Annotated in this window: 9 protein-coding genes; 5 read left to right on the forward strand and 4 right to left on the reverse strand. The window is 65.0% G+C overall.

What is annotated here, in order from left to right:
- The first annotated feature begins 92 nt into the window (after positions 1-92).
- The 3 genes from CFB89_RS32245 to CFB89_RS32260 all read left to right on the forward strand — a co-directional run bounded on the left by CFB89_RS32245 (position 93) and on the right by CFB89_RS32260 (position 3,440).
- On the forward strand, positions 93-752 hold the full coding sequence (locus CFB89_RS32245; protein ID WP_256979817.1) for an OmpA family protein: 660 nt from the start codon (positions 93-95) through the stop codon (positions 750-752).
- Between the two features lie 425 nt (positions 753-1,177).
- Positions 1,178-2,485 carry a dicarboxylate/amino acid:cation symporter gene (locus tag CFB89_RS32255; protein ID WP_089471487.1) on the forward strand — a complete coding sequence of 436 codons (1,308 nt, stop codon included), beginning with the start codon at positions 1,178-1,180 and terminating at the stop codon, positions 2,483-2,485.
- A 13-nt stretch (positions 2,486-2,498) separates the two neighbouring features.
- Positions 2,499-3,440: an amino acid ABC transporter substrate-binding protein gene (locus tag CFB89_RS32260; protein ID WP_089471488.1), complete on the forward strand. Its 942-nt coding sequence runs from the start codon at positions 2,499-2,501 to the stop codon at positions 3,438-3,440.
- Between the two features lie 90 nt (positions 3,441-3,530).
- Here CFB89_RS32260 and uvrA read toward each other — a convergent pair whose 3' ends face one another.
- Positions 3,531-9,425, reverse strand: coding sequence for an excinuclease ABC subunit UvrA (gene uvrA / locus CFB89_RS32265; RefSeq protein ID WP_089471489.1), 5,895 nt, complete (start codon positions 9,423-9,425; stop codon positions 3,531-3,533).
- 467 nt (positions 9,426-9,892) lie between these two features.
- On the opposite strand from uvrA, the gene CFB89_RS32275 reads away from it, so the two are divergent.
- Positions 9,893-10,633 (forward strand): response regulator transcription factor, encoded by a 741-nt coding sequence (locus CFB89_RS32275; RefSeq protein WP_256979818.1) that lies wholly within the window; start codon positions 9,893-9,895, stop codon positions 10,631-10,633.
- A gap of 162 nt (positions 10,634-10,795) precedes the next feature.
- On the opposite strand, the gene CFB89_RS32280 is transcribed toward CFB89_RS32275, so the two are convergent.
- Positions 10,796-12,424 (reverse strand): HAMP domain-containing sensor histidine kinase, encoded by a 1,629-nt coding sequence (locus CFB89_RS32280; protein WP_256979819.1) that lies wholly within the window; start codon positions 12,422-12,424, stop codon positions 10,796-10,798.
- Positions 12,425-13,092: 668 nt separating this feature from the next.
- Here CFB89_RS32280 and CFB89_RS32285 point away from each other — a divergent pair.
- A complete protein-coding gene (locus CFB89_RS32285; protein WP_256979820.1) occupies positions 13,093-13,863 on the forward strand; it encodes an EAL domain-containing protein in 771 nt (256 codons plus the stop codon).
- Between the two features lie 92 nt (positions 13,864-13,955).
- Here the strand turns inward: CFB89_RS32285 and CFB89_RS32290 are convergent, their stop codons facing one another.
- Positions 13,956-14,948: a beta-ketoacyl-ACP synthase III gene (locus tag CFB89_RS32290; RefSeq protein ID WP_089471493.1), complete on the reverse strand. Its 993-nt coding sequence runs from the start codon at positions 14,946-14,948 to the stop codon at positions 13,956-13,958.
- Positions 14,949-15,012: 64 nt separating this feature from the next.
- Positions 15,013-15,342 (reverse strand): acyl carrier protein, encoded by a 330-nt coding sequence (locus CFB89_RS32295; RefSeq protein ID WP_089471494.1) that lies wholly within the window; start codon positions 15,340-15,342, stop codon positions 15,013-15,015.
- Positions 15,343-15,398 lie beyond the last annotated feature (56 nt).

Consider the following 15,398-nt stretch of genomic DNA (forward strand, 5'->3'; position numbering starts at 1 on the left):
CGACGGCGGTCGCAATGACGGGATGCGCGGTGCCCCACACGCCGCCCCGGTTTCCGGACGCCGCGTCCGCGTCGCCCGCGGGCGGCACGTTCGTGAACGTCGCGAACCTGCGCAACGTCGGTACGGGCCTCAACAAGGACCAGCTCTACGAGCTCATCGGGCCGCCTCAGTTTCACGAGTGGTTCGTGGGCAGTCATGTCTGGAACTACTTGTTCGACTTCCGCCGCGGCGACACGGTGGTGTCCTGCCAGTACCAGATACAGTTCGACAGGAACATGCGCGTGAGCGCGACGTACTGGCGCGATCCGCAGTGCGCGGACTTCGTACGGGACGCAGCGCCGGCGGCGTCCGTCGCCGCCAGGCCCGCACCGCTCGAACAGTTCACGATCGGAGGCGAGGCGCTGTTTCCCTTTGCGAAGTCGAGCGTCGATTCGATGCTGCCGGGCGGCCGTGCCGAGCTGGACGCCGCGATCGCGAAGATCCGCGCCGAAGCCGGCATGACGAACATCGACGTGGTCGGCCACACCGATCGCATCGGTTCGGACGAAAGCAACCGTGCGCTGGCGCTGGCGCGAGCGGAAACCGTGAAACGCTATCTGGTGACGCACGGCATCGACGCCGCACGCATTCGGGCCGAAGGCGTTGGATCGTCGCAACCGGTATCGCATTGCCCGCCCGGTGAAACGCCCGCCGTCATCTCGTGCTTGCAGAAAGACCGGCGCGTGACCATTACGGTGTACGGGCAGCGCTAAATTTGGGCTTCCGGGCGCGTGGTTGCACGAACGCGCCCATTCGCTGACCGCCGGAATCGTCCGGCTCGCGGCACGGGCGGGCGATTTCAGCACGCGCGTGCCCGATCCTCGGGCACATGACGACTGCAACATCGCGGCAACGCAGCGTCCGCGGTCGATGGGCACCGGACAGGCGAACATGGCGACGCGGCGCCCGGCACCCCGATCCAGCGACCTCCGAACAGGCGATGTGCTGCTCCGCACAAACCGGCAACGGGTTGCGCCAGCTTCGGGCCCGAAGCGCCACCGGCGCCCTCGCCGATCGCCCGATCGGCCGCGACCCGGCGCTAGCGCAAACCCGAACCCGGTTGCACTGTTCATCGCGATTCTGGTCCTGTATCGTCGTCCCATCCCCGATTGCGAAACCGCTGCATGGGAGGCTCACGATGCGAAAAAAGAATGCTGCAGCCGTCTGGATCCTGATCGCGATGGTGGCAGGCATCGCGATCGGCTACATGGTCTTCACGAGCTTTCCGGACAAGAAGGCCGCCGCCGAAGTCGCCGGGTACATCTCGCTCGTGTCCGACGTGTTCCTGCGGCTGATCAAGATGGTGATCGGGCCGCTCGTCTTCTCCACGCTGGTCGTCGGCATCGCGCACATGGGCGACGCGGCCTCGGTCGGGCGCGTATTCGCCAAATCGATCACCTGGTTCGTCACCGCGTCGCTGGTCTCGCTGCTGCTCGGGTTGCTGATGGCGAACCTGCTGCGGCCCGGCGACAATCTCGGCTTGCCGCTGCCGGACATCGGCGCATCCGCGAACCTCGCGACGTCCAAGTTCACGCTGAAGGATTTCGTCGGCCACATGGTGCCGAAGTCGTTCGCCGAGGCGATGGCGAACAACGAAATCCTGCAGATCGTCGTGTTCTCGATGTTCTTCGGCGTCGCGCTCGCCGCGCTCGGCGATCGCGGCAAGGTCCTCATCGCCGCGATCGACCAGTTGTCGCACGTGATGCTCAAGATCACCGGCTACGTGATGAAGCTCGCGCCGCTCGCGGTGATGGCCGCGATGGCCGCCACCGTCGCGGTCAACGGGCTGTCGGTACTGCTGAAGTTCGCCGTGTTCATGGGCGACTTCTATCTCAGCCTGTTCCTGCTCTGGGCATTGCTCGTCTGTGCGGGACTATTGTTCCTCGGCCGTCGCGTGTTCAAGCTGCTCGTGCTGATCAAGGAAGCGTTCATGCTGTCGTTCGCGACGGCGAGCTCCGAAGCCGCGTACCCGAAGATCCTCGACGCGCTCGACCGTTTCGGCGTGAAGCGCAAGATCTCGAGCTTCGTGATGCCGATGGGCTATTCGTTCAACCTCGACGGCTCGATGATGTACTGCACGTTCGCGTCGCTGTTCATCGCGCAGGCGTACAACATGCACCTGTCGCTCGGCACGCAGATCACGATGCTGCTCGTGCTGATGCTCACGTCGAAAGGGATGGCCGGCGTGCCGCGTGCATCGCTCGTCGTGATCGCGGCCACGCTGCACCAGTTCGGGCTGCCGGAGGCCGGGCTGCTGCTGATTCTCGGCGTCGACACGTTCCTCGACATGGGCCGCTCGGCCACGAACGCGGTGGGCAATTCGATCGCGAGCGCGGTGGTCGCGAAATGGGAAGGCCAACTGCTGTCGGAAGCGGAAGCCGAAGCCAACGCGGCGCGCATCGAAGCGGAGCAGGAAGCGACGATCGCCCATCCGACCGAAGCCTGACGGAGGCCCCGCGATGAAGATGCAGCGATTCTGGCGTGCGCTCGCGCTCGCGGGCCTGCTTGCCGCGGGCGCAACGGCTCACGCGGAAGATGCGCCCTCGACGCCGCCGCGCGCCGAGCCGTTCGCGCCGGCCCAACTGACCGGCACGCTCGCGAAAGTGCGCGGCAGCGGCACGATCGCGCTCGGCTATCGCGAAGCGTCGATCCCGTTCTCGTACCTGAACGCGCGCAACCAGCCGATCGGCTATTCGATCGAGCTGTGCAAGGCACTCGTGTCGTCGATCGAGGATGCGATCAACCAGAGCCTGACGATCCGCTGGGTGCCGGTCACGTCCGACAACCGCATCGACGCGGTGGTCAGCGGCAAGGTCGATCTGGAGTGCGGCTCCACGACCAGCAACCTCGAGCGCCAGAAGCGCGTGGCGTTCTCGCCGATCTTCTTCGTGGCCGGCACGAAAGTGATGGTGAAACGCGGCACGCCGATCCGCTCGTTCCGCGATCTCGCGGGCAAGAAAGTCGCGGTGACGGCCGGTACGACCAACGAGAAGGCGCTGCGCGACCTGAACGACCGGTTCAGGCTCGGGATCCAGCTACAGGTGGTGCCCGATCATGCGCAGGGCTTCGCGCTCGTCGCGAACGGCAGCGCCGATGCGTTCGCGACGGACGACGTGCTGCTGTACGGCCTGATTGCAGAGAATGCGAGCAAGGGCGGCCAGTACGACGTGGTGGGCGATTTTCTATCCTACGACCCGTACGGCATCATGTTCCGCAAGGACGATCCGCAGCTCGCGCAGGTCGTGAAAACCACGTTCCAGGAGCTGGCCGCCGACGGCGAGATCGCGCGTCAGTACAAGCGCTGGTTTCTGCGCCCGCTTCCGTCGGGCTTGAGTCTCAACCTGCCGATGAGCCCGCAACTGGAGACCCTCATCGAGGCGATCGGCGTCAACGCGAATTGAGCGCGGCGCCATCGTCGACATGAATGACGAAACGAGAACGGCCCCGATGCCCTCACCAGGCACCGGGGCCGCCCGCCGGAGGCAACGCGTTCAGCCGACCCGCGCCGCGCCCTGCTGCTCCGCCTCGGCGTCTTCGCCGGCCGTTCGCGCCAGCACCGGCTTCAGCGCCTGCCCGGTATGGCTCGCGCTCACCTTCGCGAGCGCTTCGGGCGGCGCCGCCGCGACGATCGTACCGCCGCCCACGCCGCCTTCCGGCCCGAGATCGATGATCCAGTCGGCTTCCGCGATCACGTCGAGGTCGTGCTCGATCACGACGACGCTATGCCCCGCATCGACCAGCCGGTGCAGCACGCGAATCAGCTTCGCGACGTCGGCCATGTGCAGGCCGACCGTCGGCTCGTCGAGCACGTACAGCGTGTGCGGCGCCTTCTGGCCGCGCCGCGTGATGTCGTCGCGCACCTTCGTCAGCTCGGTGACGAGCTTGATGCGCTGCGCCTCGCCGCCGGACAGCGTCGGCGACGGCTGGCCGAGCGTCAGGTAGCCGAGCCCGACGTCCTTCATCAGTTGCAGCGGATGCGCGATGTTCGAGATCGGCGCGAAGAATTCCACCGCCTCGTCGATCTCCATCGTCAGCACGTCGCCGATGTTCCGGCCGCGCCACGTGACGGCGAGCGTTTCCGGATTGAAGCGCTGCCCGTGGCACACGTCGCACGGCACCTTCACGTCGGGCAGGAAGCTCATGCCGATCGTGCGCATCCCCTGCCCTTCGCAGGCCGGGCAACGCCCGTCGCCGGTATTGAACGAGAAACGCGACGCCGTATAGCCGCGGGCGCGCGCTTCCAGCGTATCGGCGAACAGCTTGCGGATCGTGTCCCACACGCCGATATAGGTCGCCGGGCACGAACGCGGCGTCTTGCCGATCGGCGTCTGATCGACTTCGAGCACACGGTCGATCTGCTCCCAGCCGCTCAGCGACTCGCAGCCCTGCCACGCATGCGTGACGTTCAGCGACGGCCGCGGTGCGCTGCGCGCGAGCACGCTCGAGCGGCGATTGGTGGCCGGCGCGTCCTGCTGCGCGGCCTTGCGCGCGCGCCGCGTGGCCGGCGACGACAGCACCGAGCGGCCGACCGCGTCGAGCAGGTTCGTCATCAGCACGTCGCGCGCGAGCGTCGACTTGCCCGAACCGCTGACACCCGTCACCGCGACGAGCCGCGCGAGCGGAATGCCGACCGTGACGTCGCGCAGGTTGTGCAGCCTCGCGCCATGCACGGTCAGCCAGGCTTCCGGCACGGCTTCACCGCCCTTCTTGCCCGGCAGGCTCACGCTGCGGCGCGGCTGCAGCGGATGCAGCATCGGCTGCGCGAGCAGACGCCCCGTCACCGAATCCGGCTGCGCGGCGAGATCGGCGACCGCGCCTTGCGCGACCAGCGTGCCGCCGCGCTTGCCGGCGCCCGGGCCGACGTCGATGATGTGATCCGCGCGGCGGATCGTGTCCTCGTCATGCTCGACGACGACCAGCGTATTGCCCTTGTCGCCGAGCTTGCGCAACGCGTCGAGCAGGATCTGGTTGTCGCGCGGATGCAGGCCGATCGTCGGCTCGTCGAGCACGTAGCACACGCCCTGCAGGTTGCTGCCGAGCTGCGCGGCCAGCCGGATCCGCTGCGCTTCGCCGCCCGACAGGCTCGGCGCCGCGCGATCGAGGCTCAGGTAGCCGAGGCCGACTTCCTCGAGAAACGCGAGGCGGCTGCCGATCTCGCTGACGATGTCGCGCGCGATCTGCGCGTCGCGCCCGGTGAGTTCGAGCGCGTCGATCCAGCGGCGCGTGTCCGACACCGTCCACTGCGCGACCTCGACGATCGGATGCGCGTCGAACGTGACCGCGCGCGCGGACGGGTTCAGCCGCGTGCCGTGGCAATCCGGACACGGCTCGTTGCCGACGCCTTCCGGTTCCTGCTCGTCCGACGGCAAGGTTTGCTCGCGGCCGCGATCGTCGCCGGCGAGCACCGTGTCGTCGTATGCGGCGCGCTGCTCGCGCGTGAGCGTGACGCCGGTGCCGACGCAGGTCGTGCACCAGCCGTGCTTGCTGTTGTACGAGAACATCCGCGGATCGAGCTCCGGATAGCTCGTGCCGCATACCGGGCACGCGCGCTTGACCGACAGCACCTTGACCGCGCCGACCTGCGCGGTCGATCGATCGTTCTGCATCGCGTGATGCAGCCCGTCGAGCGGCGCGAGCAGGTGCATCACGCCCTTGCCGAGTTCGAGCGTCTCGTCGAGCCCGCGCCGCAACTCGGCCTCGTTGTCCGGCGACACGACGATATCGGCCACCGGCAATTCGATCGTGTGCTCGCGGAAGCGGTCGAGCTTCGGCCACGGATCGACCGTGACGAATTCGCCGTCGACGCGCAGATGCGTGCTGCCGCGCGCCTTCGCCCACTTCGCGAGATCCGTATACACGCCCTTGCGATTGACGACGAGCGGCGCGAGCAGCCCGACGTGTTCGCCGCGATGATCGCGCAGCAGTTGCGCGGCGATCGATTCGACGGACTGCGACGTGACCGGCGTGCCGTCGTGGATGCAGTGCTGCAGGCCGAGCTTCACGTACAGCAGCCGCAGGAAGTGCCACACCTCGGACGTGGTCGCGACCGTGCTCTTGCGTCCGCCGCGCGACAGCCGCTGCTCGATCGCAACGGTCGGCGGAATGCCGTACACCGCGTCTACCTCGGGGCGGCCGGCCGGTTGCACGATCGAGCGCGCATATGCGTTCAGCGATTCGAGGTAGCGGCGCTGGCCTTCGTGGAACAGGATGTCGAACGCGAGCGTCGACTTGCCGGACCCCGACACGCCGGTGATCACGTTGAACTTGCCGTGCGGGATGTTGACGTCGAGCGCCTTCAGGTTGTGCTCGCGCGCGTTGACGATCCGCACGACGTCCTCGCCTTCGACCGCACGGCGCGCGCGCGCCGCATTCAGCACGGCCTGCAGCGGCACGCCTTCGTCGGCGCGCACGGCTTCGCCGTCCATCTCGCGGTCGTACTGCAACAGCGCCACGCCGGTATGCGATTCGACGCAGGCCTTCACGTCGTCGGGCGTGCCCGCGCACAGCACGAGGCCGCCGCCGTCGCCGCCTTCCGGGCCGAGATCGACCAGCCAGTCGGCCGCGCGGATCACGTCGAGGTTGTGCTCGATCACGATCAGCGAATGGCCGGCCGCGAGCAGCTTGCCGAACGCCTGCATCAGCTTCGCGATGTCGTCGAAGTGCAGCCCGGTGGTCGGTTCGTCGAACATGAACAGCTTCGTGCGTGCGATGCGCGCCTCTTCCGTCGCGACCCGGCGCCCGTTGGCCACCGCCGCCGATTCGGCGAGGAAGCCGGCGAGCTTCAGGCGCTGCGCTTCGCCGCCCGACAGCGTCGGCACCGGCTGGCCGAGCTTCACGTATTCGAGGCCGACGTCGACGATCGGCTGCAGCACGCGCAGCACCTCGGCATCGGCCGCGAAGAACGCGGCCGCTTCGCTGACGGTGAGATCGAGCACGTCGGCGATGTTCAGCGCGCGGCCGTCGCGCTCGATGCGCACTTCGAGGATTTCGGCACGATAGCGACTGCCGTCGCAGTCCGGGCAGCGCAGGTAGACATCGCTCAGGAACTGCATTTCGATATGTTCGAAGCCCGAGCCGCCGCAGGTCGGGCAACGGCCGTCGCCCGAATTGAAGCTGAACGTGCCCGCGCCGTAGCCGCGCTGCAACGCGAGCGGCGCCTTCGCGAACAGCTTGCGGATTTCGTCGAACGCGCCGACGTAGCTCGCCGGGTTCGAGCGCGTGGTCTTGCCGATCGGCGACTGGTCGACGAACACGACGTCGCCGACCTGGTCGGCGCCCGTCAGGCTGCGGTACGCGCCCGGCGATTCGGTCGCCTTGCCGTGGTGCCGCGCCATCGCCGGATACAGCACGTCCTGCAGCAGCGTGGATTTGCCGGAGCCGGACACACCCGTCACGCAGACGAGCCGCTGCAGCGGAATCTCGACCGTCACGTCGCGCAGGTTGTGCTCGGTCGCGCCTTCGAGCACGATGCGCGGCGTGTTCGCGTCGACCGGGCGACGCGCCCAGTTCGACGCATGCGCGACCTGCTTGCGGCCGCCGAGATACTCGCCCGTCAGCGTGTGCGCCGAGCGGATGTCGCCCGGCGTGCCGTCGTACACGATCGTGCCGCCGCGCTCGCCCGGGCCGGGCCCCATGTCGATCAATCGATCGGCCGCGAGCATCACCGACGGATCGTGCTCAACGACGACCAGCGTATTGCCCGCGTCGCGCAGCCGCTGCATCGCCTCGACGATCCGCGTGAGATCGCGCGGATGCAGCCCGATGCTCGGCTCGTCGAGCACGAACAGGGTTTTCGTGAGCGACGTGCCGAGCGCGGTCGTCAGGTTGATCCGCTGCACCTCGCCGCCCGACAGCGTGCGGCTCTGGCGATCGAGCGTCAGGTAGCCGAGCCCGACGTCGCACAGGTATTTCAGGCGCGTGCGCACTTCGGCGAGCAACAGCTTCAATGCATCGTCGAGCAGCGCGCTCGGCAGCACGATTTCGTCGAAGAAACGCCGGATGCGCTCGATCGGCAGCAGCATCAGGTCGTGCACCGTCAGGCCCGGCAGCGCTTCGAGCTGCGCGCGGCTCCAGTCGACCCCGCGCGGCATGAAGCGAGCGGCCGGCGCGAGCACGCCGTCGGCATTCTCTTTCGAGCCGAGCCGCCATTGCAGCGATTCCGTCTTCAGGCGCGCACCGCCGCATACGTCGCACGGCGTGTAGCTGCGGTATTTCGACAGCAGCACGCGGATGTGCATCTTGTACGCCTTCGATTCGAGATAGCCGAAGAAGCGCTTCACGCCGTACCACTGGCTCTGCCACTTGCCGTTCCAGTCCGGCGAGCCGTTGACGACCCAGTCGCGCTCGGCATCCGTCAACTCGGACCACGCCACGTCGCGCCGGATGCCGGCCTTCGCCGCGTAGCGCATCAGGTCGTCCTGGCACTCTTTCCATGCGGGAGTTTGCATCGGCTTGATCGCGCCGCCGCGCAGCGTCTTGCGCGCGTCGGGAATCACGAGGCCGAGATCGACGCCGATCACGCGGCCGAAGCCGCGGCAGGTTTCGCACGCGCCGTACGCCGAGTTGAACGAGAACAGCGCCGCTTGCGGCTCCGCGTAGCGCAGATCGCTGTCGGGATCGTGGAGCCCGGTGGAGAAGCGCCAGATCGACGGCTCCGCCGTCGCGTTTTCCGCTTCCGGCGCCAGCACGTACACGTTCACACGGCCACCGCCGCGCTTCAGCGACGCCTCGATCGCCTCCACCACCCGCACCTTGTCGGCCTGCTGCACGCGGAAGCGGTCGGCCACCACGTCGAGCACCTTGCGCGGCCCGGTGGACGACGCGACTTCGCGCTGCGCCTGCACGCGCGTGTAGCCGCTTGCCGACAGCCACTGCGCGATTTCCTCGTCGGACACCGCTTCCGGCAATTCGACCGGGAACGTGACGACGACGCGCGGATCGGCCGCCTGCGTGCGCGCGACGAGTTCCGCGTAGATCGTTTCAGGCGTGTCGTGCCGCACCTGCCGCGCGGTCTTGCGGTCGAACAGCTCGGCCGCGCGCGCGTACAGCAGCTTCAGGTGATCGTTCAGCTCGGTCATCGTGCCCACGGTCGAGCGCGAACTGCGGACCGGGTTGGTCTGGTCGATCGCGATCGCGGGCGGCACGCCGTCGACGCGCTCGACCTGCGGGCGATCCATCCGGTCGAGGAACTGCCGCGCATACGCGCTGAAGGTTTCGACGTAGCGCCGCTGGCCTTCCGCGTACAGCGTGTCGAACACGAGACTCGATTTGCCGGAGCCCGACGGGCCGGTGACGACCGTCATTTCGCCGGTGCGCAGGTCGAGATCGAGATTCTTGAGGTTGTGCTGACGTGCTCCGCGAATGCGGATCAGATTGCTGGATGACAATTTGCCTGCCCGTCTGAATGAGTTAGCCGGAATTCACGGTGCCGGAACGCTGCGGCGGATGCCCGCAGGCGCGGCGCACGAGCCGCAAGGGTTGGACCTGTGCGGCGCGAGTTCGACGGATACTATACTGTATATTCATACAGTTTTCCATCGCCGCCGTCACTCGGCGAAACAGCCAGGCGATCGCGCGGGTCGGTTTCCGTCCGATGGCCCGAAACCGCGCTTGCCGCCCCAAAAAGCACCTGCCTGCCAAGTAAAAAATTCGCGAAATAAAACACGTTTCGTCTCTTTTTACCTCCGATGAAATTTGTCCGACGAATTCACAAAATGTCACAATCGCATCCATTCCTGATGCTTTATATTCCCTAACCGTTGTTCCAGACGGACCAAAAAGCAAACGTTTGCCTGCTCGCCGCCCGATATTTTGCAGGCGCCGGTCGACAGGCCGATCACGTTAGTCGGGGTGCATGATGCGCATACTGGTGGTAGAGGATGATCCCGTTCAGGCCGAGGAAGTCCAGAGCGCGCTGGCTCCGTACCGTCACACGATCAAGGTCGTCGTCGACGGCGAACAGGCGTTGCGGTTCCTGCGATCCCAATCCGTCGACGCGGTCGTGCTCGACTGGCACTTGCCCAGCATGACCGGAATCGAAGTGCTGAACTGGATTCGCACGCGCGCCGACATCGAATACGGCGTGCTGTTCCTGACCAGCCGGATCCAGGAACTCGATGTCGTCAGAGCGCTGGAGGCGGGTGCCGACGACTATCTGACCAAGCCGTTTCGCGCGGAGGAGCTCGCGGCACGCGTCAACGCGCTGTTGCGCCGCGTCGCGCGCAACGTGAAGCGCGACGAGCCGATCCGCGCGGGCGAGTACGTGCTGGATCCGGTGGAACGCGCGGTCCGGCTGCGCGACAGCAAGATCGAACTGACGACCAAGGAATTCCAGCTCGTCACGTGCCTGTTTCAGAACCTCGGCAAGATCATGTCGCGGGAGCTGCTCGCAACGACGGCGTGGGGGCGCGAATTGGGCACGGAATCGCGTTCGCTCGATACGCATATCTACCGGATCCGGCAAAAGCTGAAGCTCGGCATCGAAAACGGCTTGCGACTGTCGGCGATCTATACGCTCGGCTATCGGCTAGATCAGACCAAGGCGACGATCGACGTTCCTTGCGACACCCGGGTGCTGGCCGAGGATCGGGCGTGAGCACGCGTCGCATATCGTAGGGGCGTTGCCCGCGGGACGGCGCAGTGCATCGCATGCCGCGCCTGGGTATGGCTTCATCGCGTTCTGGGCGTCGCGACGATCGGCCGGCGGCGCCCATCCCGTTTTCCGTTCGCGCGACGCCGGAACACAGCCGCACCGCGATCAGTTTCCCAACGCGGCATCATGGTCGTGCCTCGACAGAAACATCAGGAACGTCGTCCCTTCGCCGAGCTTCGATCGGACCTGCAGCTTTCCGCCGAGCGAATCCACCACCGTCTTCACGAATGCCAGGCCGAGCCCATGCCCGGACATCGACGCATGCCCGTCCAGCTGCGTGAATTCCCGGAACAGCTTTTCCTGATCCCGTTCGGATATGCCCGTTCCGTAATCGGTGACGGCGATCTTCACGTGCCGATCCGTGGCGGACAACTCGACGTCGACCGTCGACGCTTCCCGCCCGAACTTGATCGCATTGCCGATCAGATTGACGAACGCGCGTCGCAGCAACTGCACGTCGGCGATCGTGCTGAGCCCCGGCTCCGCCGTCAGATTGACCGTCGTGAATTTCGCGCTTGCCTGCGGCAGCAGATCGTCCACGGCATCCCCCAGCACCAGCGCAGGATCGACTTCGGCGAGCTTCGGCGGCAGGTTCTCGGCCTTGGCCAGGAACAGGAAATCGTCGGACAGGCTGAGCGCACGCGTCGCATACTGCGACACCAGTTCCGCAAATCGCTGCGGCGTATACCGCGACGGGTCGCGCTGCATCTGGGAAACCAGCGCGAGGATGGAGGCCTGCGGCGATCGCATGTCGTGCGACAGGAAGCGCAGCGCCATGTCCCGCTGCCGCTCGGCCATCCGTACCGACGAGACATCCGCGACATGGAACACCAGCGCGCCCTCGCCATAAAACGATGGACGGATCAGCGCGCACTTGATCAACAACGACAGACCGTCGCGCGCATTGGCTATCTCGATGCCTTGATCGAACTGGGATTTCGTTCGTGCCGATAGCGCGTCGCCATCCGGCCAGTGATCGAGCGACGCCAGCGCCTGCGCGGCAAACTCGTTGGCCCGGTGCGACCCCGTGATCTGGAACAGCACGTCCGAAACCGCGCGTCCTACCGGCGAGTTCCCCGCCCGCGAATGCGCATCGCGATCCGCGCACAAGGACATCACGCGCGCGTTCGCGAGCAGCACGATTCCGGTAGCCGACGCGATCAGCGTCGCCTCCGGCAGACTGTCGACCCACGCGTCGCTCAGCGCGCGATACCGGCGCACTTGCGTGTCCAGCATCGCAACGCGATTCAACTGCCGCTGAACCGGATCCATGCAATGCCCGGCCCGGACAGGCTTCGCATGCAGCACGGGTTCGGCCGTCATCCGGTTCGTCAGCAGCGCAGTGAAGCGCAACAAGGCTTCCAGACGTCGCCACGACCACAGCAGGTAAGCGAGTACGCAGATCGACATGCCGGTCGTGGGCGGCATGATCCGGCCTTGCCAGGTGAAGATGGCGAAGGCGGTCGCCGCAATCGCGCTCGACATCCCCATCGCCGCGCACAAGCCGGCGGAAGGACCGAGCCTGTAAAGCAGCGTGCAAACCGCTGCAACGATCAGCTCGTTGAACAGCAGTTCAGCGGCGATACCCAAGCGGCCGGGCATCGCTGGCCCGAAAAAGACCTCGTCGACACGCTGCAATGCGTGTGTCTCCGTCAAGATCAGGCAAATCAGCATGAGCGCCAACGTCAGCCCTACCCACTCGATTGCAAGGTTCGACGGCGCATGCTCGGGCACCTGCCCGCCCTCGTCACATGAACGGGGCCGTCGTGGCCCAATCAATCTTCCGAACATGTCAATCAGATGATGCTCCATCAATATCGCATTGGGCAACATTTGAAACGACCGAATCAAACGTCGCAGATCCCCCGACCCTAATACATAAAAACGATACAAGAAAATTTTAATTGAATTAATTTGTTTTTTATAGATGTCTTAGTTTAATAAACCAACAAGCACACCAACCCGATATCATTATTTTAAGATAAATCGCCAGACAGATAAAGAACCACTCTCAATGAAAAAATTGCATTACATTTGCATATTAATTGAAATTTATTTCAAATTAAGTTGAAATTGAAATCGACATTTTTGGCATCCAACCACGGCTTTCATGCCGATCAATATTGCAATCCAAAGCTTACCTCCTCACCCCGACACCAAAAAACCCATCACGTTTCAGATCAAAAAAATTCACAAAGGCCGCCATGCCGACCATAAAACATATACCAGACAAAGATCACGCATTCGACATCAATTCCGTTAAACAAATTTACATTTGATCACTTTTCGATATTGAAAATTTCAGTCCCGCTCCATAGAATTGGTCGATCAAACGACGAAGCCATCGCCTCCATCGGCCTGCATAAATGTTCACAAACAGCACATTTGCGTCAAACCATCCATTGAACGATGCCGAACGGGGACTTCGTCAGGACGAATTCTTTTTCCTGCTGCAGCCGAAATTCTCGTTGCAGGCATACCGGCTGTCCGGCTTCGAGTGTCTGATGCGCTGGCGACATCCCGAGCGCGGCGTACTGGAACCGGTGTCGTTCCTCAGCGTGATCGAGGACTCGTTCCTTGCCGCACGGTTCACCGACCTTCTCACCCGGCACGCGACGCGCACGCTCGCGCAGTGGAGGGCGGCCGGATACGACGAATTGGCGCTTGCGATCAATTTGTCGCCACTGGAACTCGGGCATACGGATTTTCCCGATCAACTAGCTACGCTGCTGAAATCGCACGGAATCGATCCGTACCGTTTCGAGATCGAACTGACCGCCGTCGTGCCGCCGGCCCGGCTCGACTGGCTGGTAGAAGCCATCCACGCGGTGCAGGCGATTGGCGTGCGTGTCGCGCTCGACGACTTCGGCGCCGGCTTCAACTCGTTGACGCTGCTGCAGCAATTGCCTGTGGACATCGTCAAGTTCGATCGCTCGCTGATCCGCGACGTGCTGCAGAACGGCGAATCCACACGTGTGCTCGAAACCCTGGTGCATCTTGCAAAAGGTCATGGCAAGCAGATCGTGATTACCGGCATCGAGACGGCAGAGCAACTCGAATGGGCCAGCACGCTGCCCGGTGTCGAGGGCCAGGGCTTCTACCTTGGCGAACCGCTGTGCGCAGCCGACGTCGATGGTTTCATTGCGAGCCGCCAGCGCAGCCCCCTCGCGTAGACAGGCATGGCGGCCGCCCTGCCCGCCCCATGCGCAACGCGCCGGCAGGTTCGGGCAGGTCACACGATTCCAATGTGAAAGCGGACCGCTATCTACCACCGGATCAACGCCGAACCCCACGTAAAACCCGATCCCATCGCCGGCGTCAGAATCAGGTCGTTCTCCTTTATCCGTCCGTCGGACACGGCGTCGCTCAGCGCCAGCGGAATGGACGCGGCCGACGTATTCCCGTGCTTGCCGACGGTGAGCACGACTTTCTCCATCGGCAGATTCAATTTGACGCCGAGCGTCTGCACGATGCGCTGATTCGCCTGATGCGGCACGATCCAGTCGACATCGTCCTGGGTCAAGCCTTGCGACGCGAGCGCTTCCTCCGACGCTTCGGCGAGGTTGACGACGGCATGCAGGAACACGTCGCGCCCTTCCAGATGCATCTTGCCGGCGCCCTGCGTCGACGATACGCCACCGTCCGTGTGGATCTTGTCGTGATACCGGCCGTCGGAGTGCAGATGCGTGGTGAGAACGCCGCGCGGCGCGTCGCCGTCGCGCCGCTCGCCACGCAGCGCCACCGCGCCCGCGCCGTCACCGAACAGCACGCAGGTGTTGCGATCCTGCCAGTCCACGATGCGCGACATCGTCTCCGCGCCGATCACGAGCGCGGTGCGCACCTGCCCGAGCCGGATCATGTTGTCGGCGACCGACAGTGCGTAGACGAAGCCCGAACAAACGGCCTGCACGTCGAACGCCGCGCCGCGCTGCATGCCGATTGCCTGCTGGACGCGCACGGCCGTCGCGGGCATCGTGCGATCGGGCGTGCAGGTCGCGAGCACGATCAGATCGACGTCGGCGCCACCGAGGCCGGCCTGTTGCAGCGCGGCCTTGGCCGCGCCGATCGCGAAATCGGACGTATGCTCGCCGCTCGCCGCGATACGACGCTCCTTGATACCGGTGCGCTGCGTGATCCACTCGTCCGACGTGTCCACCAGGCGCGCGATGTCATGATTCGTCATCCGCTGCTCGGGAAGCGCCGAGCCGCAACCGACGACGCGCGAAATCCTGTTGTCCGCGCGAGTGATGTCCGCCATCTTCCGTACTCCGGTGAAGGTCGATAAGGCGCCGGGCGACCGACCGATCGCAGCCGGCGTGCCGTTACCAGTTACCCGCGCTCGCGCTTTCGCCGGGCGCCGTGTCGGCGGCGGCGTCCTGCCCGACCAGCGACACGAGGTGTTCGGCCAGCGACATGAAGGTCGGATAATCGTAGAGCACCGTGTCGTCGATCTTGATCTTGAGCCGCTCTTCGAGGAAGAACGCGAGTTCGACCGAATGCATGGAATCGAATCCCGCGTCGGCGAAGGTCTGGTCGAGATCGGTCGGTACCTGGAGATTGTTCGCTTCAGCCCACTCCTGGATCCACGCGAGAATGGTCTGTGCGGTCGCGGGGGATCCGCTCACGTTTGCAGCTTGAAGTTGGTCGCTCATGGCATCGATCTCCTACTGTGGGATTGAGAAAGAAAGGCGCGGCACGGACCGGGCCT

Origin of the sequence: Burkholderia sp. AU16741 (assembly GCF_002223345.1) — a bacterium.
GTDB classification, from domain to species: domain Bacteria; phylum Pseudomonadota; class Gammaproteobacteria; order Burkholderiales; family Burkholderiaceae; genus Burkholderia; species Burkholderia sola.